General features: G+C 61.0%; 18 protein-coding genes. 16 read left to right on the plus strand and 2 right to left on the minus strand.

Going from position 1 to position 20,316, the window contains the following annotated elements; genetic code table 11:
• Positions 1–80: 80 nt before the first annotated feature.
• Entirely contained in the window at positions 81–1,745 is a 1,665-nt protein-coding gene (locus CRP40_RS03070; protein WP_027916304.1) for an electron transfer flavoprotein-ubiquinone oxidoreductase, read from the minus strand.
• Positions 1,746–2,320: 575 nt separating this feature from the next.
• On the opposite strand from CRP40_RS03070, the gene CRP40_RS03075 reads away from it, so the two are divergent.
• The 9 genes from CRP40_RS03075 (at position 2,321) to CRP40_RS03115 (ending at position 9,352) form a co-directional block, all read left to right on the plus strand.
• Entirely contained in the window at positions 2,321–3,070 is a 750-nt protein-coding gene (locus CRP40_RS03075; protein ID WP_027916303.1) for an electron transfer flavoprotein subunit beta/FixA family protein, read from the plus strand.
• Positions 3,071–4,000, plus strand: coding sequence for an FAD-binding protein (locus CRP40_RS03080; protein WP_027916302.1), 930 nt, complete (start codon positions 3,071–3,073; stop codon positions 3,998–4,000). It abuts the gene before it with no gap.
• Positions 4,001–4,074: 74 nt separating this feature from the next.
• Positions 4,075–4,896, plus strand: a complete 822-nt coding sequence (locus tag CRP40_RS03085) for a transporter substrate-binding domain-containing protein (protein WP_027916301.1) — start codon at positions 4,075–4,077, stop codon at positions 4,894–4,896.
• 9 nt (positions 4,897–4,905) lie between these two features.
• Entirely contained in the window at positions 4,906–5,259 is a 354-nt protein-coding gene (locus tag CRP40_RS03090) for a DUF4398 domain-containing protein (RefSeq protein ID WP_027916300.1), read from the plus strand.
• The gene (locus tag CRP40_RS03095; protein WP_027916299.1) at positions 5,256–6,068 is read left to right on the plus strand and encodes an OmpA family protein; all 813 of its coding nucleotides are present in this window, start codon (positions 5,256–5,258) and stop codon (positions 6,066–6,068) included. The genes CRP40_RS03090 and CRP40_RS03095 overlap by 4 nt, the downstream gene beginning before the upstream one ends.
• A 292-nt stretch (positions 6,069–6,360) precedes the next feature.
• Complete coding sequence (locus tag CRP40_RS03100; RefSeq protein WP_027916298.1) at positions 6,361–7,803, plus strand: PLP-dependent aminotransferase family protein; 1,443 nt, start codon at positions 6,361–6,363, stop codon at positions 7,801–7,803.
• Between the two features lie 64 nt (positions 7,804–7,867).
• Positions 7,868–8,332 carry a hypothetical protein gene (locus CRP40_RS03105; protein WP_023533622.1) on the plus strand — a complete coding sequence of 155 codons (465 nt, stop codon included), beginning with the start codon at positions 7,868–7,870 and terminating at the stop codon, positions 8,330–8,332.
• Positions 8,333–8,458: 126 nt separating this feature from the next.
• Positions 8,459–8,713, plus strand: a complete 255-nt coding sequence (locus CRP40_RS03110) for a YkgJ family cysteine cluster protein (protein ID WP_027916297.1) — start codon at positions 8,459–8,461, stop codon at positions 8,711–8,713.
• A gap of 33 nt (positions 8,714–8,746) precedes the next feature.
• Entirely contained in the window at positions 8,747–9,352 is a 606-nt protein-coding gene (locus CRP40_RS03115; protein WP_027916296.1) for an START domain-containing protein, read from the plus strand.
• Between the two features lie 109 nt (positions 9,353–9,461).
• On the opposite strand, the gene gltA is transcribed toward CRP40_RS03115, so the two are convergent.
• Positions 9,462–10,751, minus strand: a complete 1,290-nt coding sequence (gene gltA, locus CRP40_RS03120; protein WP_023533602.1) for a citrate synthase — start codon at positions 10,749–10,751, stop codon at positions 9,462–9,464.
• 352 nt (positions 10,752–11,103) lie between these two features.
• On the opposite strand from gltA, the gene sdhC reads away from it, so the two are divergent.
• The 7 genes from sdhC (at position 11,104) to lpdA (ending at position 20,208) form a co-directional block, all read left to right on the plus strand.
• Positions 11,104–11,490: a succinate dehydrogenase, cytochrome b556 subunit gene (gene sdhC, locus CRP40_RS03125; protein ID WP_088523617.1), complete on the plus strand. Its 387-nt coding sequence runs from the start codon at positions 11,104–11,106 to the stop codon at positions 11,488–11,490.
• Positions 11,484–11,852: a succinate dehydrogenase, hydrophobic membrane anchor protein gene (sdhD, locus tag CRP40_RS03130; protein WP_023533603.1), complete on the plus strand. Its 369-nt coding sequence runs from the start codon at positions 11,484–11,486 to the stop codon at positions 11,850–11,852. The genes sdhC and sdhD overlap by 7 nt, the downstream gene beginning before the upstream one ends.
• A 3-nt stretch (positions 11,853–11,855) precedes the next feature.
• Positions 11,856–13,628, plus strand: coding sequence for a succinate dehydrogenase flavoprotein subunit (gene sdhA, locus CRP40_RS03135; protein WP_023533625.1), 1,773 nt, complete (start codon positions 11,856–11,858; stop codon positions 13,626–13,628).
• Positions 13,629–13,639: 11 nt separating this feature from the next.
• On the plus strand, positions 13,640–14,344 hold the full coding sequence (locus tag CRP40_RS03140; protein WP_023533615.1) for a succinate dehydrogenase iron-sulfur subunit: 705 nt from the start codon (positions 13,640–13,642) through the stop codon (positions 14,342–14,344).
• A gap of 238 nt (positions 14,345–14,582) precedes the next feature.
• Entirely contained in the window at positions 14,583–17,414 is a 2,832-nt protein-coding gene (locus CRP40_RS03145) for a 2-oxoglutarate dehydrogenase E1 component (RefSeq protein ID WP_023533567.1), read from the plus strand.
• Between the two features lie 42 nt (positions 17,415–17,456).
• Positions 17,457–18,677 (plus strand): 2-oxoglutarate dehydrogenase complex dihydrolipoyllysine-residue succinyltransferase, encoded by a 1,221-nt coding sequence (gene odhB, locus CRP40_RS03150; RefSeq protein WP_027916295.1) that lies wholly within the window; start codon positions 17,457–17,459, stop codon positions 18,675–18,677.
• A gap of 94 nt (positions 18,678–18,771) precedes the next feature.
• The gene (gene lpdA, locus CRP40_RS03155; RefSeq protein ID WP_027916294.1) at positions 18,772–20,208 is read left to right on the plus strand and encodes a dihydrolipoyl dehydrogenase; all 1,437 of its coding nucleotides are present in this window, start codon (positions 18,772–18,774) and stop codon (positions 20,206–20,208) included.
• Positions 20,209–20,316: the final 108 nt, after the last annotated feature.

Genomic DNA, 20,316 nt, shown 5'->3' on the forward strand with positions numbered 1-20,316 from the left:
ACCGTTTCGGAGCACACCCTGCAAAAAAGCCCCCGGTTCTTTCGAACCGGGGGCTTTTTGTATCGTGCAGAGCGAGGTGACTACATGTTCGGGTAGTTGGGCCCGCCAGCGCCTTCAGGCGTGACCCAAGTGATGTTCTGGGCCGGGTCCTTGATGTCGCACGTCTTGCAGTGCACGCAGTTCTGCGCGTTGATCTGGAAGCGCTTGCTGCCATCTTCCTGGGTGACCACTTCGTAGACGCCTGCCGGGCAATAGCGCTGGGCAGGTTCGTCATAAAGCGGCAGGTTGCTGGCGATCGGAATGCTCGGGTCGGCCAGCTTCAGGTGGCAGGGTTGCTCTTCTTCATGGTTGGTGCTGGACAGGAAGACCGAGCTGAGCTTGTCGAAGCTGAGCTTGCCGTCGGGCTTGGGGTACTCGATCTTTTGCGAGTCCGCGGCCAGCTTCAGGCAGGCATAGTCGGGCTTGGTGTCGCGCAGCGTGAAGGGCAGCTTGCCGGCGAACCAGTTCTGGTCGATGTAGTTGAACGCAGCACCGAGCAACGGGCCGAACTTGTGCATGGCCGGGCCGAAGTTGCGGCTGGCGAACAGCTCCTCATGCAGCCAGCTGGCCTTGAAGGCACTGACATAGCTGTCGAGCTGGTCACCGCCCTCACTGCCGGCGATCAGGGCGTCAGCGACGGCCTCTGCGGCGAGCATGCCCGACTTCATGGCCGTATGGCTGCCCTTGATCTTGGCCACGTTCATGGTACCCAGGTCGCAACCGATCAGGGCGCCACCCTTGAACACCATCTTGGGCAGCGAGTTGATGCCGCCCTTGGCCAGGGCGCGGGCACCGTAGCTGATGCGTTTGCCGCCTTCGAGGTACTGGCTGATCACCGGGTGGTGTTTCAGGCGCTGGAACTCGTCGAAGGGCGACAGGTAGGGGTTGGCGTAGGACAGGTCGACGATCAGCCCGACCACCACCTGGTTGTTCTCCAGGTGGTAAAGGAACGAGCCACCGGTGTTGTCTTTGGCCATGACGTCCAGCGGCCAGCCGGCGGTGTGCACCACCAAGCCTTGCTGGTGCTTGGCTGGGTCGATTTCCCACAGCTCCTTGAGCCCGATGCCGTAGTGCTGTACGTCCGAATCGCTATCAAGCTTGAAGCGCTTGATCAGTTGCTTGCCGATATGGCCACGGCAGCCTTCGGCGAACAAGGTGTATTTGGCGCGCAGTTCCATGCCCGGCGTGTACAAACCGTCTTTGGGCTGGCCTTCGCGATCGACACCCAAGTCGCCTGTGACGATGCCGCGTACGACGCCGTCCTCGTCGAACAGCGCTTCCTGGGCTGCGAAGCCTGGGTAGATCTCGACACCCAGGTTCTCGGCCTGCTGGGCCAGCCAGCGGCACAGGTTGCCCAGCGAGATGATGTAGTTGCCCTGGTTGTGCATGGTCTTGGGCACGAACAGGTCAGGCACCTTGGTGGCGCTTCCGGCATCCTTGAGCACGTAGATGTCGTCACGCTTGACCTCGGTGTTCAGCGGCGCGCCCAGCGCCTTCCAGTCCGGGAACAGCTCGTTCAGGGCGCGTGGCTCGAACACGGCGCCGGAGAGAATATGGGCACCGACTTCGGAGCCTTTTTCCACCACGCAGACGCTGATTTCGCTACCGGCTTCGGCGGCCTTCTGCTTCAGGCGGCAGGCGGCGGACAGACCCGCCGGGCCGGCGCCGACGATGACCACGTCGAATTCCATGTATTCGCGTTCCACAGGTTCTCTCCTACTCATCAAGGCTCATAGCTGTTGCTTTGTCTTATGGGTGCGCGGGCATTCGCAGCGGTGGCGAGGCCACCAGGTTGTAGCTGGGCAAATGACGAACTACACCGTTTTGTCTTGGACGCGCATTATATCTACACCACTTGACCGGTCCAATACAAACGTTTGTTTGAATTTGCCGCAGCCCAGTAAAATCAAAGGTACGCGGCTGGAAGGTGACCGATTTGCCGTATTGACCGGATGGGGTGATACGGTCAAGATACGAGCGGTTTTACGTTCGCCGTAGGCATGCAGCCGGGCGCAGGTACACCTCTAAAGACCAGGTGTGGAGCAGGGTTTTCAAGCGATCAAGCGGTTTGTAGTGAAGTCTACACGCCACGACAGCAAATGGCCCGCGTGCATTTTTGCCCCAGGCATGTGCACAGGACTGATGGGTCGGGGCGCGCTTGGTTGCGGTCACCATGAAAACTTCGTCTGCGGCTCGTTTCCAGAGGTGCCCTTGTACCCACGCGTATCGCAGGGCCTAGTCCCAGGCGACTATCTATTCACCGGAGAGTAACGAGGAATCCATGAAGGTTCTTGTAGCTGTCAAACGAGTGGTCGACTACAACGTCAAGGTTCGCGTCAAGGCGGACAACTCCGGCGTCGACCTTGCTAACGTCAAGATGTCCATGAACCCCTTCTGCGAAATTGCCGTGGAAGAGGCCGTTCGCCTGAAGGAAAAAGGCGTTGCGACCGAGATCGTGGTCGTATCCGTCGGCCCGACTACCGCCCAGGAGCAGTTGCGTACCGCCCTGGCGCTGGGTGCCGACCGCGCCATCCTGGTCGAAGCAGCCGACGAGCTGAACTCCCTGGCAGTGGCCAAGGCGCTCAAGGCCGTGGTCGACAAGGAGCAGCCGCAGCTGGTCATTCTCGGCAAGCAGGCCATCGACAGTGACAACAACCAGACCGGCCAGATGCTCGCCGCACTGACCGGTTACGCCCAGGGCACCTTCGCGTCCAAGGTCGAAGTCGCTGGCGACAAGCTCAACGTCACCCGTGAAATCGACGGCGGCCTGCAAACCGTCGCGCTCAACCTGCCGGCCATCGTCACCACCGACTTGCGCCTGAACGAGCCGCGCTACGCGTCGTTGCCCAACATCATGAAGGCCAAGAAGAAGCCGCTCGAGACCCTGACGCCAGATGCGCTGGGCGTTTCCCTGGTCTCTACCAACAAGACCCTGAAAGTCGAAGCACCCGCTGCCCGTGGCGCTGGTATCAAGGTCAAATCGGTGGCCGAACTGGTCGAGAAGCTGAAGAACGAAGCGAAGGTAATCTAAATGACTATCCTGGTTGTCGCTGAATACGAGAACGGTGCCGTAGCACCGTCCACCCTCAATACCGTTGCTGCCGCCGCCAAGATCGGTGGTGACGTGCACGTACTGGTCGCCGGTCAGAACGTAGGTGCCATTGGCGAATCCGCCGCCCAGATCGCTGGCGTGGCCAAGGTGCTGGTCGCCGATAATGCCGCCTACGCCCATGCGCTGCCCGAAAACGTTGCGCCGTTGATCGTCGAGCTTGCCCAGGGCTACAGCCACGTGCTGGCCCCGGCCACTACCAATGGCAAGAACACCCTGCCGCGCGTTGCAGCGCTGCTGGACGTCGATCAGATCTCCGAAATCATCTCGGTCGAATCTGCCGACACCTTCAAGCGCCCGATCTACGCGGGTAACGCCATCGCTACCGTGCAATCGAGCGCCAGCGTGAAGGTCATCACCGTGCGCACCACCGGTTTCGATGCCGTGGCCGCCGAAGGTGGCACTGCCGCTGTCGAGGCGGTGGGTGCTGCCCACGATGCTGGCATTTCGGCGTTCGTTTCTGAAGAGCTGGCCAAGTCCGATCGTCCTGAGCTGACCGCTGCCAAAATCGTCGTTTCCGGCGGTCGCGGCATGGGTAACGGCGATAACTTCAGCCACCTGTATAGCTTGGCCGACAAGCTTGGCGCCGCTGTTGGCGCATCCCGTGCGGCCGTCGATGCGGGCTTTGTGCCCAACGACATGCAGGTCGGCCAGACCGGCAAGATCGTCGCCCCGCAGTTGTACATCGCCGTGGGTATCTCGGGCGCCATCCAGCACCTGGCCGGGATGAAGGATTCCAAGGTGATCGTGGCGATCAACAAGGACGAAGAGGCACCGATTTTCCAGGTGGCCGACTACGGCCTGGTTGCCGACCTGTTCGAAGCCGTGCCGGAGCTGGAAAAGCTGGTCTGATCCGCTGGCTTCACTTATAAAGAACCCGGCCCTCTCGTTGAGGGCCGGGTTTTTTTATGGTCGAGGAGTGTGGGATGAGGTTGCGTGCAATGGGCAGGGTGCTGGCCTGCATGACAGTTCTGGTATCGCCGCTGGCGATGGCGGCAGGCAAGTGCGAACGCCTGGTGGCCACCGGCAGCCCCGACGCGCCGCCTTACTCGTGGCAGGACCCCAAAGACCCCAAGCACTTGATTGGCGCCAACGTCGACCTGCTGCGCCACGTGGCGAGCGAGCTGGGAATCAAGGTGGAAGTGCTCAACGCGGGTAGGCGCGACCAGGCCCTTGAGGAAGTGCGCAGCGGTCGCATGGACCTGCTGCTCGATGCGCCGCTGCAAGTGGAGCAATTGACGTCACTGGACTACATCCACCCGCCGCTGCAGCTCAACGAGTACCTGGTATGGACGCGGCACGATGCCGAGTTGACCTTCGATGGCCCAGCTGACCTTGCGCGTTATCGGGGCAGTCTGTCGGAACGGGCGCGCTTGACCCCTGCCTTTACCGCGTTCGCCAAAGACCAGTTGAAACCGGTGATGGCGCAGAACCTGACCCAGGCCTTTCAAAAGTTGGTACTCGGCCAGGTGGACTATGTGCTGGCCGGTCGCTATTCGGGCATGGCCATGGTCCAGAGCCTGGGCATGAACGATGCCCTGATTGCCCGCGGCCTACCCGTGGACCGACCTGGGCTGTACTTGGCGCTGTCCCATGACTCGGCGTGCAATGACAGTTGGCTGCGTGGGCATTTGGCGAAAAAGCTGACAGAATTGCCCATCTCCGGTACGTCCGATGCTGTGCTGCAGGCCAATCTCGAGCGCTGGAAGGCCCAATTGCAGGTGCAGGGCGACGCCCCCAAACACTAGGAAGATCGCGTGAAAACCCAACCTTTGATCCTTGCCATGGCCATGTTTGCCCTGGCTGGCTGCGCCAATGACCCTGCCCCGGATGAGCAGATGCGCCTTTCTGAGCAGGCCCTGGAACAAGCGAAAGCGGTTGGTGCTACCGACCAGGTCGAAGCGTTCAAGCTGGCCGAAGACAAACTGGGACGTGCTCGTACAAACATGCTCACACAAGACTTTCGCGACGCTCGCATGCGCGCCGAACAGGCTGAGCTCGATGCTCGGCTGGCCGAGGCCCAGGTGTTGAACCAAAAGAGTGATGAGCAGTTGCAATTGCTGCAATCGAGGATCAAGCGCTTGCGCAAGCAGCTGGAGGTGCAGCCATGATGGCGCGTGGTTCTATCACGGCACTGACAGTGCTGGCCCTTGCAGCAGGCCTGACCGGTTGCGCCAGCCAGCGCAGCACGGCCGCGCTGGATCAAGCCGCTGCCAGCTTCCAGAAGGTCAAGGATGACTCGGATGTGCTGCGCAGCGCGCCGCGTGATGTGATTCGCGCCGGCGAGTCGCTGTCCCGTGCAGAGCGTTTGTCCAGCTACATGGGTACCGGTGCCGATGTACGCCATTACGCCTACCTCAGTCAACGCTACAGCGAAATCGCCAGTGAGCACGCCAAGCTTGCGCTGAATCAGGAGCGCCAGGCCAAGCTCGACCTGGAACGCCAACGGCTGCAACTGGCGCTGCGCGAGGCCAAGCTGGCCAGCGTGCAGCAGCAGGGCAAATGGGTCGAGTCGCAGATCGTCGCCCTGGCGTCTGAGCAGCCCGACCGTGGTCTGGTCATGACGCTGGGTGATGTATTGTTCGATACCGGCAGCGCCGATCTCAAGAACTCGGCCAGCCGGACGGTGCTCAAGCTCGTGCAGTTCCTCCAGCTCAACCCCCGCCGGATAGTGCGCATCGAAGGCTATACCGACAGCACGGGGACGCCCGAAGAGAATCTCAAGCTGTCCCGCGACCGGGCGCAGGCCGTGGCCGATATGCTGGCCGACTTGGGCATCGATGAAAAGCGAATGCAGGTGGAGGGCTACGGTGACCAGTACCCGGTTGAAGTCAACGCCTCGGAGCGGGGCAGGGCGCAAAATCGACGGGTCGAGATCGTGTTTTCCGACGACAAGGGCAAGCTTGCGCCGGCACGCTGACGGCTGATAGCAGGCTCGGGCAGTGGCCCATGCTGGCCGTCGAAACGGGCGGTGCATGGCAGCTGCTGCCTCTGCGCCTGAGTGACTCATGGGCACTCGCCACCTGTTGGGTAGGTTCAAGATCAGCCTACCTGTGCACCGCACGCACGCGGGCGCTGCAAATCGCTTCCAAGCAAGTGTACCGTTGACTATCCTGTCATCTGTCCCAGTACACTTTGCAACTGTTCCGGTATCCTGAGCCGCAGTGAGCGACACGAGAATAATGAGCCTGTCCGCGCGTCGAGATCCAGCCATGACCAATCTGCTGTTGTACCAGCGTATCGCCCAGCAACTGGCCGAAGACATCCGGCGCGGTGTCTACCAGCCCGGGGAGCGGGTGCCTTCGGTGCGCAAGATGAGTGCCCAGCTCAATGTCAGCCATGCCACCGTCCTGCAAGCGTATGCCAACCTGGAAGACCAGGGGTTGATTCGCGCGCGTCCCCAGTCTGGCTACTATGTGCACCAGACTCCGGCGCTCACGGCGCCCACGCCGGACATCGCGCGCGTGGAGCGTCCCGGTCTGGTGACCCGGGCCAGCATCATCCAGCAGGTACTGACCGAAGCGCGCCGCGATGGCGTATTCGCCTTCGGCGCGGCCGTACCGCACGTCGACTATCTGCCGGTGCGTGCCCTGCACCAGCAACTGGCCAAAGTGACGCGCTTTCACAGCCCGCGTGCTTTCAGCTACATGTTCAGCCCAGGCTTCGAACCTCTGCGTCGGCAGATCGCCATTCGCATGCGCGACGCTGGTGTGCTGGTCGACCCGCAGGAGGTAATCGTCACCCATGGCTGTGTCGATGCCTTGCAAATGTCGCTGCGCGTGCTCACCAAGCCCGGCGACCTGATTGCGGCCGAGTCGCCGACCTACTACGGTCTGTTGCAGCTGGCGGACTTGCTCGGATTGAAAGTGATCGAGATCCCCAGCGACCCCTCGACCGGCATCAGCCTCGAGGCCTTGCAACTGGCCGCCAATCAATGGTCCATCAAGGCATTGGTGTTGACCGCACGGTTGAGCAACCCGCTAGGGGGTACCATTCCCGAAGAGCGGCAAAAGCAGTTGCTGCGCCTGGCATCGGACTACGACATCCAGATCGTCGAAGATGACATCTATGGCGAGTTGATGTTCGAGCAGGGCAAGACCAAGGCCTTGAAGGCCTTCGACCGGCTGGACAGGGTCATCTACTGCTCAAGCTTCTCCAAGACGCTGTCGCCAGGCGTGCGTGTGGGTTGGATGATTGCTGGCCGTTACCAGGACGAGATCCAGCGCTTGCAGACCTTCACCACCCACTCGGCGTGCAGCGTGACCCAGATGGCGGTGGCGGCATACCTGGAAAACGGGGGTTATGATCGCCACCTTCGCTTCATTCGCCAGGAATACCGCAAGAACCTCAGCGCTTATCAGTTGGCCGTGCAGCAGCACTTTCCAGAGGGCACTCAGATGACTCGCCCAACGGGCGGCTTCATTCTCTGGGTGAGCTTGCCTGGCCGGGTCAATACCCAGGAGCTGCACGTGCGAGCGCTCGAACAGGGGATCAGCATCGCGCCGGGGCTGATTTTCAGCAATACCGAACAGTTCAACCACTGTATCCGCCTGAACTGCGGGATTCCATGGAACAAGGAGGCCGAGCGCGCAGTCATCACCTTGGGACTACTGGCACAACAATTGTGCAGGGAGCCTGCCATCCCACTTTTGTGAGGCTTGCCAGGCGGCTGCGGAACAGGGAGCATACGCATTTTCCATGGGGTTCTGTCCATTTGCCATGAACGCACTGCGCCGGTATCTGTTGGTCTTGTGTCTGCTGCCTGTGGCTTTGCCGGGCAGCCCAGCTCAGGCTGCCCAGCCAGCAAGCCAGGCACAGTCCGCTTCAGGTAAAGCGCAAGTCAAGCCGAAGGCACAGCAAAGTGCTCGCAAAGCAGCCAGCAAGCGTGCCAAGTCGACGCACAAAAAGGTCAGCAAGCAAGTGGCCAAGCCGTTGCCGAAAACCAACCTCGACCTGAGCTTGCCCACCGAGCTGGTCGATAACCTGCAGCCGAACGTTGGTGAACCCTCGCCCATCAGGAAGCGCAAACCGTTGCTACCGCCGCTGTTCGTCGAAAAGTCCGAAGCCGACAGCCCGTTTCAACTCAATGGCCGCTTGATCAGCAACGAAATGCAACTGCAGCTTCGCAATGACAGCCGCCGGGATGTCGAAGGCGCCGCCATCGATTTCGAGTACCGTCAGTAGATGGGAGCTGACCGGCCGGTCAGTGGATTTTCATCAGGGCGGCAATTTCAAACGTCTGTTTGAGCGGTTACTATCCGTGTGTGCCGCCCTATCCCGTACTCTGGAGTCCTGATTCACTTGAATGCCATGAAATGCCGCGAAGGCTGCGGCGCCTGTTGCATCGCGCCATCCATTACTTCAGCCATGCCGCTGATGCCCGAGGGCAAGCCGGCAGGTGTGAGGTGCCTGCACCTGACGCCTGCGAATCTGTGCGACCTGTTCGGCAAACCCGAGCGGCCGGCGGTCTGTGGTGGGTTCAAGGCCGATCCCGAGGTGTGCGGTGCTGACAATGAAGAGGCGATCAGGATTCTTGGCTGGTGGGAGCGGGTAACGGCGGCGTGACAGGCTGGATCTTCGACAACAAGGATAAACATGATGAGATCGTTCAAGCGTATAGCGCTGCTGTGTAGCGTCAGTGTTCTGTTTGCACCTGTTGCCTTGGCTGAAAACTGGCAGGTGGCCAAGGACGAGGAGGGCATCAAGGTGTCCCTCAGTGAAGTGCCGGGCTCCAAATACAAGGCGTACCGAGGCGTGACCGTCATCAAGGCGCCGTTGGCCAAAGTCCAGGCGTTGCAGGAGGATGTGGCCGGGGCTTGTGCCTGGATTCACGAGTGCAAGTTGCAGAAACTGCTCAAGCATGAGGGTGATCAGAGCTGGACTTATACCCAGTTCAATACGCCCTGGCCTGTAACGCCGCGCGACTCCGTGCTGCGTGTTACCACGGTCAAGGGTGCCGATGGCAGCCTTACACGTAACCTCGTCGAAGAGCCTGCCTACGTGCCCGAAGAGAAGGGCTTTGTTCGAGTGGCTATGGTAGACGGGTTCTGGAAGCTGGTGCCCAAGGGTGACAGCACGGAGGTGACGTACCAGGTGCATACCGAGCCAGGCGGGAGTGTGCCGGCGATGATTGCCAACAAGTTCGTCGTGGAAGCCCCGTTCAATACGCTCAAGGCGCTTCGCGCGCGCGCCGAGAAAAACTGAGGTTTTTTCTGCTGCATTGGTGAAGGCCGCCTGACTTGAGAGGCGGTCAGCACAGGACCTACGAAAAAGGCTGCCCTAGGGCAGCCTTTTGGCATTTGACGGTGAACGCTTACTTGCGGTCGGTCAGTGCCACGATATCGCGCTTCGCCTCGCCGGTGTACAGCTGGCGCGGGCGGCCGATCTTGTACGGGCTGGAGAGCATTTCCTTCCAGTGCGAGATCCAGCCGACGGTGCGCGCCAGGGCAAAGATCACGGTGAACATGCTGGTTGGAATGCCGATGGCCTTCAGGATGATGCCCGAGTAGAAGTCGACGTTCGGGTACAGCGAGCGCTCGATGAAGTAAGGATCGGTGAGGGCGATCTCTTCCAGGCGCATGGCCAGCTCGAGCTGTGGATCGTTCTTGATGCCCAGTTCGCGCAGAACTTCGTCGCAGGTCTGCTTCATCACAGTGGCGCGCGGGTCGCGGTTCTTGTAGACGCGATGACCGAAGCCCATGAGCTTGAACGGATCGTTCTTGTCCTTGGCCTTGGCGATGAAGGTGTCGATGTTGGACACATCGCCAATCTCATCGAGCATGGTCAGTACCGCTTCGTTGGCGCCGCCGTGGGCCGGGCCCCAGAGTGCCGCGATGCCGGCAGCGATGCAGGCGAACGGGTTGGCACCCGACGAGCCTGCCAGGCGCACGGTGGAGGTGGAGGCGTTCTGCTCGTGGTCGGCGTGGAGGATGAAGATCCGGTCCATCGCCTTTGCCAGCACCGGGCTGATCGGTTTGATCTCGCACGGGGTGTTGAACATCATGTGCAGGAAGTTTTCCGCATATGACAGGTCGTTGCGCGGGTACATCATGGGCTGGCCCATGGAGTACTTGTACACCATCGCGGCCAGGGTCGGCATCTTGGCGACCAGGCGCACCGCGGAGATTTCGCGGTGTTGCGGGTTATTGATGTCCAGGGAGTCGTGGTAGAAGGCCGACAGGGCGCCGACCACACCGCACATCACCGCCATCGGGTGAGCGTCGCGGCGGAAGCCGTTGAAGAACGTCTTGAGCTGTTCGTGAACCATCGTGTGGTTCTTGACGGTGCTGACGAACTGGGCTTTCTGCTCGGCATTGGGCAGTTCGCCGTTGAGCAGCAGGTAGCAGGTCTCGAGGTAGTCGGACTGCTCGGCCAGTTGCTCGATGGGGTAGCCGCGGTGCAGCAAGATACCCTTGTCGCCGTCGATGTAGGTGATCTTCGACTCGCACGAGGCCGTTGCCATGAAACCAGGGTCGAAGGTGAAGTGACCAGTGGCCCCCAACCCGCGGACGTCGATTACATCAGGACCAACCGTGCCGGTTAAAATGGGCAGCTCGACGGGGGCAGTGCCCTCGATGACCAACTGCGCTTTTTTGTCAGCCATGTGGCCTCCTATTAATGCTTGAAATCATCAGACAGACCCCCCACGCAGGGCCCGCACCACTATAGAGGGATAAATTCAGATGTCAATTTGCCTAAAGGCTTGTTGAATCAGCTGTTCAAGCCTGATTTTTCCCGAAATTCTCGCCCGTTTACGCCTTTTGCTCGTTAAAGGCAATGCGCTATTCGGGCTACCCCCTCACGTTGTCATGAGCAGCCTAACTGTCTATACTCGGCACCCGACCGCCAGGGGCTTGCAAGCCCGACCTGCTGGGGGTCGCCGTTCCCTGGGTGGTGGGTACCTGACCAGTACACTTACCAACAACTTTGCCCTGATTCGCTAGGGGCTCTTCAGTGTGAAAAAAGCCGTGAAAAGCCAACGACCTGTAAACCTAGACCTAAGGACCATCAAGCTTCCTGTCACTGCGTACACGTCCATCCTGCACCGTATCTCCGGCGTCATCCTGTTCATCGGCCTTGCCATCATGCTGTATGCACTGGGCAAGTCGCTGGGTTCCGAGGAAGGTTTCGGTGAAGTGAAGGCGTGTCTGACCAGCCCGCTGGCCAAGTTCGTGACCTGGGGCCTGTTGTCCGCCCTGCTTTATCACCTCGTGGCAGGTGTTCGTCACCTGATCATGGACATGGGTGTCGGCGAGACGCTGGAAGGCGGCAAGCTGGGCTCGAAAATCGTGATCGTCATCTCCGTGGTGCTGATCGTTCTGGTGGGAGTTTGGGTATGGTAACCAACGTCACGAACCTGTCGCGTTCGGGCCTCTATGACTGGATGGCGCAGCGCGTCTCGGCGGTCGTTCTCGCGGCTTACTTCATCTTCCTGATCGGCTACGTGGTCGCCCACCCAGGCATCGACTATGCCCAGTGGCATGCCCTGTTCTCCAACAACGCGATGCGGATCTTCAGTCTGCTGGCCCTCGTTGCCCTCGGCGCTCACGCCTGGGTCGGCATGTGGACCATTGCTACCGACTACCTGACGCCTATGTCGTTCGGCAAGTCGGCAACTGCGATTCGTTTCCTGTTCCAGGCGGTATGCGGCGTTGCGATGTTCGCTTACTTCGTCTGGGGTGTGCAGATTCTCTGGGGTATCTGATCCATGGCTAGCATTCCAACCATTTCCTTCGACGCCATCATCATCGGTGGCGGCGGCGCCGGCATGCGCGCAGCGCTGCAACTGGCCCAGGGCGGTCACAAGACTGCCGTGGTCACCAAGGTCTTCCCGACCCGTTCGCACACCGTGTCCGCCCAGGGCGGCATCACCTGCGCCATCGCTTCGGCCGACCCGAACGACGACTGGCGCTGGCACATGTACGATACCGTCAAGGGCTCGGACTACATCGGTGACCAGGACGCTATCGAATACATGTGCCAGGAAGGCCCGGCTGCGGTCTTCGAGCTGGACCACATGGGCCTGCCGTTCTCGCGCACCGAAACCGGCCGTATCTACCAGCGTCCGTTCGGTGGCCAGTCCAAGGACTTCGGCAAGGGTGGCCAGGCTGCCCGTACCTGTGCCGCTTCCGACCGTACCGGTCACGCGCTGCTGCACACCCTGTACCAGGGCAACCTGAAAGCCGGTACCACCTTCCTCAACGAGTACTATGCTGTTGACCTGGTGAAGAACCAGGAAGGCGCCTTCGTCGGCGTGATCGCGATCTGCATCGAAACCGGCGAAACCATGTACATCAAGTCCAAGGCCACCGTTCTGGCCACTGGCGGTGCTGGCCGAATCTACGCCTCCACCACCAACGCCCTGATCAATACCGGTGACGGCATCGGCATGGCGCTGCGCGCTGGTGTTCCGGTACAGGACATCGAGATGTGGCAGTTCCACCCGACCGGTATCGCCGGTGCCGGCGTACTGGTTACCGAGGGTTGCCGCGGTGAGGGTGGTTACCTGATCAACGCCCATGGCGAGCGCTTCATGGAGCGCTACGCGCCGAACGCCAAAGACTTGGCCGGCCGCGACGTGGTTGCCCGTTCCATGGTCAAGGAAATCATCGCCGGCAACGGCGTGGGCCCGAACAAGGACCACGTGCTGCTGAAGCTGGACCACCTGGGCGAGGAGGTGCTGCACAGTCGCCTGCCAGGCATCTGCGAACTGTCCAAGACCTTCGCCCATGTCGATCCGGTCGTCGCGCCAGTGCCGGTCGTTCCAACCTGCCACTACATGATGGGCGGCGTTGCCACCAACATTCATGGCCAAGCCATCACCATGGACGAAGAAGGCAAGGATCACATCATCCCTGGCCTGTTCGCCGTAGGTGAAGTGGCGTGCGTATCGGTTCACGGTGCCAACCGCCTGGGTGGCAACTCCCTGCTCGACCTGGTGGTGTTCGGCCGTGCTGCCGGCCTGCACCTGGAGAAGGCACTGAGCGACGGCATCGAGCACCTCGACGCCAGCGACACCGACATCGACGTTGCCCTCAATCGCCTGAACAAGCTCAACGAGCGCTCCACCGGCGAAGACGTTGCCAGCCTCAAGCGCGAATTGCAGAGCTGCATGCAGAACTACTTCGGCGTATTCCGTACCGGCGAGTACATGCTCAAGGGTATCGAGCAGCTGGCTGGCCTGCGTGAGCGTATCGCCAACGTCAAGATCAACGACAAGTCCCAGGCCTTCAACACCGCGCGTATCGAAGCGCTGGAGCTGCAGAACCTGCTGGAAGTTGCCGAAGCTACCGCCATCGCGGCCGAAGCCCGTAAAGAGTCGCGCGGCGCTCACGCCCGTGAAGACTTCGAAGACCGTGACGACGAGAACTGGCTGTGCCACACCCTGTACTACCCGGGTGTCAAGCGCGTTGCCAAGCGTGGCGTCAACTTTGCGCCGAAGACCGTGCCGGCCTTCGAACCAAAAATCCGGACCTACTAAGGGTGGCTGCTATGTTGAAAGTCGAAGTTTATCGCTACAACCCCGACACCGACGCGGCCCCCAAGATGGAGTCGTTCGACGTCGATACCGGCGGCAAGGACCTGATGGTTCTGGATGTATTGGCGCTGATCAAGGAAAAGGACGAGGGCTTCTCGTACCGTCGCTCCTGCCGTGAAGGCGTGTGCGGCTCCGATGGCATGAACATGAACGGCAAGAACGGCCTGGCCTGCATCACTCCGTTGTCGGGCGTGGTCAAGGGCAACAAGCTGGTACTGCGTCCGTTGCCTGGTCTGCCGGTCATTCGTGACCTGGTCGTGGACATGAGCATCTTCTACAAGCAGTACGAGAAGGTGAAGCCGTTCCTGCAGAACGATACGCCGCCTCCGGCCATCGAACGTCTGCAGTCGCCGGAAGACCGTGACAAGCTGGACGGCCTGTACGAGTGCATCCTGTGCGCGTGCTGCTCCACGTCCTGCCCGTCGTTCTGGTGGAACCCGGACAAGTTCCTGGGCCCCGCCGCGCTGTTGCAAGCCTACCGCTTCCTGGCCGACAGCCGTGACACCAAGACCCAGGAGCGCCTGGCGTCCCTGGATGACCCGTTCAGCGTATTCCGCTGCCGCGGGATCATGAACTGCGTCAACGTTTGCCCTAAAGGTCTCAATCCGACCAAGGCAATCGGCCACGTACGTAACATGCTGCTGCAAAGCGGCACCTGATAGACGTTGTACCTGCAGTACGCCGACGCGCGGGTGTAACACCCGCGCCGAGGTAAAACCCGAACGGGGCTCACAAAGCCCCTGTTCATTACCTATGAAGATGAGACCAGCAGGGGCTTTCCGGGCTGGTACCCGGAAAATCAGCAGGATCCAGGTGGCGTGGTTCAGTCGCTGTTTTCGGACCGTTCCAGGTTTCATGGCTCTCGCCGATCAGTCCCCTAATCGAGGGTGACCAAGCATGCAAGAAAGCGTGATGCAGCGCATGTGGGAAAGCGCCCACCTTTCAGGTGGTAACGCTGCATATGTGGAAGAGCTCTACGAACTCTACCTGCACGACCCTAACGCTGTGCCAGAAGAGTGGCGCACCTACTTCCAGAAGTTGCCCGCCGACGGCAGCACCGCTACCGACGTATCGCACTCCACGATCCGCGATCATTTCGTACTGCTGGCAAAGAACCAGCGCCGCGCCCAGCCGGTATCTGCCGGGAGCGTGAGCAGTGAACACGAGAAGAAGCAGGTTGAAGTGCTGCGACTGATCCAGGCCTATCGTATGCGCGGCCATCAGGCTGCCAAGCTTGACCCCTTGGGGTTGTGGCAGCGCCCTGCGCCCGTAGACCTGTCGATCAATCACTACGGCTTGACCAATGCCGATCTTGATACGACCTTCCGTGCCGGCGACCTGTTCATCGGCAAAGAGGAGGCGAGCCTACGCGACATCCTCGATGCGCTCCAGAAGACATATTGTCGCACCATTGGCGCCGAGTTCACCCACATCGTCGATTCCGAGCAGCGCAGCTGGTTTCAGCAGCGCCTGGAAAGCGTGCGTGGCCGTCCTGAATTCTCCGCCGACGTGCAGTCCCACCTGCTCGAGCGCGTCACCGCAGGCGAAGGTCTGGAGAAATACCTGGGCACCAAGTACCCAGGCACCAAGCGTTTCGGCCTTGAAGGTGGCGAAAGCCTGATCCCGATGCTGGACGAGATGATTCAGCGCTCCGGCTCCTACGGCACCAAGGAAGTCGTCATCGGGATGGCCCACCGTGGTCGCCTGAACGTGCTGGTCAATACCTTCGGCAAGAACCCGCGCGAGCTGTTCGACGAGTTCGAAGGCAAGAAGATGAACGAGCTGGGCTCCGGTGACGTGAAGTATCACCAGGGCTTCTCTTCGAACGTGATGACCCCGGGTGGCGAAGTCCACCTGGCCATGGCGTTCAACCCGTCCCACCTTGAAATCGTGTCGCCTGTGGTCGAAGGCTCGGTGCGCGCCCGTCAGGACCGCCGCAACGACAGCGTCGGCGACAAGGTGCTGCCTATCTCCATCCACGGCGATGCGGCCTTCGCAGGCCAGGGCGTGGTGATGGAAACCTTCCAGATGTCGCAGACTCGCGGTTTCAAGACCGGCGGTACCGTGCACATCGTGATCAACAACCAGGTCGGCTTCACCATCAGTAACCCGCTCGATGCGCGCTCGACCGAGTACGCCACCGACGTGGCCAAGATGATTCAGGCGCCGATCCTGCACGTCAATGGCGACGACCCGGAAGCCGTGTTGTTCGTCACCCAGCTGGCCGTCGACTACCGCATGCAGTTCAAGCGTGACGTGGTCATCGACCTGGTCTGCTACCGTCGCCGCGGTCACAACGAGGCCGACGAGCCCAACGGCACCCAGCCGCTGATGTACCAGCAGATCACCAAGCAGCGCACCACCCGCGAGCTGTACGCAGAAGCCTTGATCCAGGCAGGCCGCATCGATGCCGAGCGCGCCCAGTCCAAGATCGACGACTATCGCAGCGCGCTGGACAACGGTCTGCATGTGGTCAAGAGCCTGGTCAAGGAGCCGAACCGCGAGCTGTTCGTGGACTGGCGCCCCTACCTGGGTCACGCCTGGACGGCTCGCCACGACACCCGCTTCGACCTCAAGACCCTGCAGGAGCTGTCGGCCAAACTGCTGGAGCTGCCCGAAGGTTTCGTGGTCCAGCGTCAGGTCGCCAAGATCTACGAAGATCGCCAGAAGATGCAAGCCGGTGGCCTGCCGATCAACTGGGGCTACGCCGAGACCATGGCTTACGCCACGCTGCAGTTCGAAGGGCACCCGATCCGCATGACCGGCCAGGACATCGGCCGCGGTACCTTCTCCCACCGTCACGCGGTGCTGCACAACCAGAAGGACGCCAGCACCTACGTACCGCTGATGAACCTGTACCCGGGCCAGCCACGCTTCGAACTGTACGACTCCTTCCTGTCCGAAGAAGCGGTACTGGCATTCGAGTACGGCTACTCCACCACCACGCCCAACGCGTTGGTGATCTGGGAAGCCCAGTTCGGCGACTTCGCCAACGGTGCGCAAGTGGTCATCGACCAGTTCATCACCAGTGGCGAGCACAAGTGGGGCCGTTTGTGCGGCCTGACCATGCTGTTGCCTCACGGTTATGAAGGGCAGGGCCCCGAGCACTCCTCGGCACGCCTGGAGCGTTACCTGCAGCTGTGTGCAGAGCAGAACATTCAGGTGTGCGTGCCGACCACGCCGGCGCAGATCTACCACCTGCTGCGTCGTCAGGTCATTCGCCCGCTGCGCAAGCCGCTGATCGTGCTCACGCCCAAGTCGCTGCTGCGTCACAAGCTGGCCGTCTCGACGCTGGAAGATCTGGCGGAAGGTTCGTTCCAGACCGTCATTCCGGAGATCGACACCCTCGATCCAGCCAAGGTCGAGCGCCTGGTGCTGTGCGGTGGCAAGGTCTACTACGACCTGCTGGAAAAACGTCGTGCCGAAGGCCGCGAAGACATTGCGATCGTGCGTATCGAGCAGTTGTATCCGTTCCCGGAAGACGACCTGGTCGAAATCCTGGCACCGTACACCAACCTCAAGCATGCGGTCTGGTGTCAGGAAGAGCCAATGAACCAGGGTGCCTGGTACAGCAGCCAGCACCACATGCGCCGTATCCTGGGCCGCCACAACAAGGCGCTGAACCTGGAATACGCCGGTCGCGAGGCTTCTGCCGCGCCAGCCTGTGGTTACGCTTCCAAGCACGCCGAGCAGCAGGAACGACTGCTGCAAGACGCGTTCACCGTTTAACGCCTTCGCGCATCTGAAACCGAATTTAAGGAAACACTGATAATGGCTATCGAGATCAAAGCCCCAACCTTCCCGGAATCGGTTGCCGACGGCACCGTTGCCACCTGGCACAAGCAGCCAGGCGACGCCGTCAAGCGGGACGAGCTGATCGTCGACATCGAGACCGACAAGGTCGTCCTGGAAGTGCTGGCCACTGCCGACGGCGTGTTGGGTGACATCGTCAAGGGCGAGGGCGACACCGTCCTGTCCGACGAAGTGCTGGGTTCGATCGTGGAAGGCGGCGCTGCTGCCGCTGCACCGGCTGCTGCGCCTGCCCAGGCCGCCGCACCGGCTGCCGCTGCTGCCGACGCCGGTGAAGACGACCCGGTCGCTGCCCCTGCTGCCCGCAAGCTGGCAGAAGAAAATGGCATTGACCTGGCCAGCGTCTCGGGTACCGGTAAAGGCGGTCGCGTGACCAAGGAAGATGTGGTCGCTGCCGTTGCCAACAAGAAGTCGGCGCCTGCCCCGGCGGCCAAGCCTGCCGCAGCTGCAGCGGCACCGGTCGTGACCGCCGCTGGCGATCGTACCGAGAAACGTGTGCCGATGACCCGTCTGCGCGCCAAGATCGCCGAGCGCCTGGTCGAAGCCCAGTCCAACATGGCCATGCTGACCACCTTCAACGAAGTCGACATGACCGAAGTCATGGCCCTGCGTTCGAAGTACAAGGACCTGTTCGAGAAGACCCACAACGGCGTGCGCCTGGGCTTCATGTCGTTCTTCGTCAAGGCTGCGACCGAAGCGCTCAAGCGCTTCCCTGCAGTCAATGCCTCGATCGACGGCAACGACATCGTCTACCATGGTTACGCGGACGTCGGTGTGGCTGTCTCCAGCGACCGTGGTCTGGTGGTTCCGGTACTGCGCAACGCCGAGTCCATGAGCCTGGCCGAAATCGAGAACGGCATCGCCACCTTCGGCAAGAAAGCCCGTGACGGCAAGCTGGCCATCGAAGAAATGACCGGCGGCACCTTCACCATCACCAACGGTGGTACCTTCGGTTCGATGATGTCGACGCCGATCGTCAACCCACCGCAAGCCGCGATCCTGGGCATGCACAACATCATCCAGCGCCCAATGGCCATCAATGGCCAAGTGGTGATTCGCCCGATGATGTACCTGGCACTGTCCTACGATCACCGCCTGATCGACGGCAAGGAAGCGGTAACCTTCCTGGTGACCATCAAGAACCTGCTGGAAGATCCGTCCCGCCTGCTGCTGGACATCTAATCGCGCGGCTGTAAGCTGCGAGCGACAGGCTTCAGATCGAAGCCTGTCTGTCTTGCGGCTTGCAGCGGCCGCTTGAGCTAACAAGGAATCTTTTATGACCCAGAAATTCGACGTGGTAGTGATTGGTGCCGGTCCTGGCGGCTATGTAGCTGCTATCAAGGCCGCCCAACTCGGTCTGAAGACTGCCTGTATCGAGAAGTACACCGACGCCGAGGGCAAGCTGGCCCTGGGCGGCACTTGCCTCAACGTAGGCTGCATTCCTTCCAAGGCGCTGCTGGACAGCTCCTGGAAATACAAGGAAGCCAAAGAGAGCTTCAATGTCCACGGTATCTCCACTGGCGAAGTGAAGATGGACGTACCGGCGATGGTTGGCCGCAAGGCAGGCATCGTCAAGAACCTGACCGGCGGTGTCGCTACCCTGTTCAAGGCCAACGGCGTGACCTCCATCCAGGGCCACGGCAAGCTGCTGGCGGGCAAGAAGGTCGAAGTGACCAAGGCCGACGGCACCAGCGAAGTCATCGAAGCGGATAACGTCATCCTGGCTTCCGGCTCGCGCCCGATCGACATTCCGCCGGCTCCGGTCGACCAGAACGTGATCGTCGACTCCACCGGCGCCCTGGAATTCCAAGCCGTGCCCAAGCGCCTTGGCGTGATCGGCGCTGGCGTGATCGGCCTGGAACTGGGTTCGGTATGGGCGCGTCTGGGCGCGGAAGTGACCGTGCTCGAAGCCCTGGACACCTTCCTGATGGCTGCCGACAGCGCCGTCTCCAAGGAAGCCCAGAAGGTCCTGACCAAGCAGGGCCTGGACATCAAGCTGGGTGCGCGCGTCACCGGTTCCAAGGTGAACGGCGACGAAGTCGAGGTGACCTACACCAACGCCGAAGGCGAGCAGAAGATCACCTTCGACAAGCTGATCGTTGCCGTGGGCCGTCGTCCAGTGACCACCGACCTGCTGGCTGCCGACAGCGGTGTGAACATTGACGAGCGTGGCTACATCTACGTCGATGACCAGTGCGCAACCAGCGTGCCGGGCGTCTACGCCATCGGTGACGTGGTGCGTGGCCTGATGCTGGCGCACAAGGCCTCGGAAGAGGGCATCATGGTCGTCGAGCGCATCAAGGGTCACAAGGCCCAGATGAACTACGATCTGATCCCATCGGTCATCTACACCCACCCGGAAATCGCGTGGGTTGGCAAGACCGAACAGTCCTTGAAGGCCGAGGGTGTTGAGGTTAACGTGGGCACCTTCCCGTTCGCGGCCAGCGGCCGTGCGATGGCAGCCAACGACACCGGTGGTTTCGTCAAGGTCATCGCCGATGCCAAGACCGACCGCGTACTGGGTGTGCACGTGATTGGCCCATCGGCTGCCGAACTGGTACAGCAAGGCGCAATCGCAATGGAATTCGGCACCAGTGCCGAGGACCTGGGCATGATGGTCTTCAGCCATCCAACCCTGTCCGAAGCGTTGCATGAAGCAGCGCTGGCGGTGAATGGCGGTGCCATTCACGTCGCCAACCGTAAGAAGCGTTAATCATAAGAAACCACGGCGGGCTGCCCGTCGTGAGTCTTGCGTGCATGACTCACCGCGGAAAGTCCGCCGGACCGGATCACATGGGATAACCCGGGGTCAACGGTCACA

Origin of the sequence: Pseudomonas sp. URMO17WK12:I9, assembly GCF_900230165.1 — a bacterium.
In the GTDB taxonomy this organism is placed as follows: Bacteria; Pseudomonadota; Gammaproteobacteria; order Pseudomonadales; family Pseudomonadaceae; genus Aquipseudomonas; species Aquipseudomonas fulva.

Bases quoted from the DNA above. Each gene is read 5' to 3' on its own strand.
- CRP40_RS03075 (WP_027916303.1), top strand. From the start codon at position 2,321: ATGAAGGTTCTTGTAGCTGTCAAACGAGTGGTCGACTACAACGTCAAG.
- CRP40_RS03080 (WP_027916302.1), top strand. From the start codon at position 3,071: ATGACTATCCTGGTTGTCGCTGAATACGAGAACGGTGCCGTAGCACCG.
- CRP40_RS03085 (WP_027916301.1), top strand. From the start codon at position 4,075: ATGAGGTTGCGTGCAATGGGCAGGGTGCTGGCCTGCATGACAGTTCTG.
- CRP40_RS03095 (WP_027916299.1), top strand. From the start codon at position 5,256: ATGATGGCGCGTGGTTCTATCACGGCACTGACAGTGCTGGCCCTTGCA.
- CRP40_RS03100 (WP_027916298.1), top strand. From the start codon at position 6,361: ATGACCAATCTGCTGTTGTACCAGCGTATCGCCCAGCAACTGGCCGAA.
- CRP40_RS03105 (WP_023533622.1), top strand. From the start codon at position 7,868: ATGAACGCACTGCGCCGGTATCTGTTGGTCTTGTGTCTGCTGCCTGTG.
- CRP40_RS03110 (WP_027916297.1), top strand. From the start codon at position 8,459: ATGAAATGCCGCGAAGGCTGCGGCGCCTGTTGCATCGCGCCATCCATT.
- CRP40_RS03115 (WP_027916296.1), top strand. From the start codon at position 8,747: ATGAGATCGTTCAAGCGTATAGCGCTGCTGTGTAGCGTCAGTGTTCTG.
- gltA (WP_023533602.1), bottom strand. From the start codon at position 10,751: ATGGCTGACAAAAAAGCGCAGTTGGTCATCGAGGGCACTGCCCCCGTC.
- sdhD (WP_023533603.1), top strand. From the start codon at position 11,484: ATGGTAACCAACGTCACGAACCTGTCGCGTTCGGGCCTCTATGACTGG.
- sdhA (WP_023533625.1), top strand. From the start codon at position 11,856: ATGGCTAGCATTCCAACCATTTCCTTCGACGCCATCATCATCGGTGGC.
- CRP40_RS03140 (WP_023533615.1), top strand. From the start codon at position 13,640: ATGTTGAAAGTCGAAGTTTATCGCTACAACCCCGACACCGACGCGGCC.
- CRP40_RS03145 (WP_023533567.1), top strand. From the start codon at position 14,583: ATGCAAGAAAGCGTGATGCAGCGCATGTGGGAAAGCGCCCACCTTTCA.
- odhB (WP_027916295.1), top strand. From the start codon at position 17,457: ATGGCTATCGAGATCAAAGCCCCAACCTTCCCGGAATCGGTTGCCGAC.
- lpdA (WP_027916294.1), top strand. From the start codon at position 18,772: ATGACCCAGAAATTCGACGTGGTAGTGATTGGTGCCGGTCCTGGCGGC.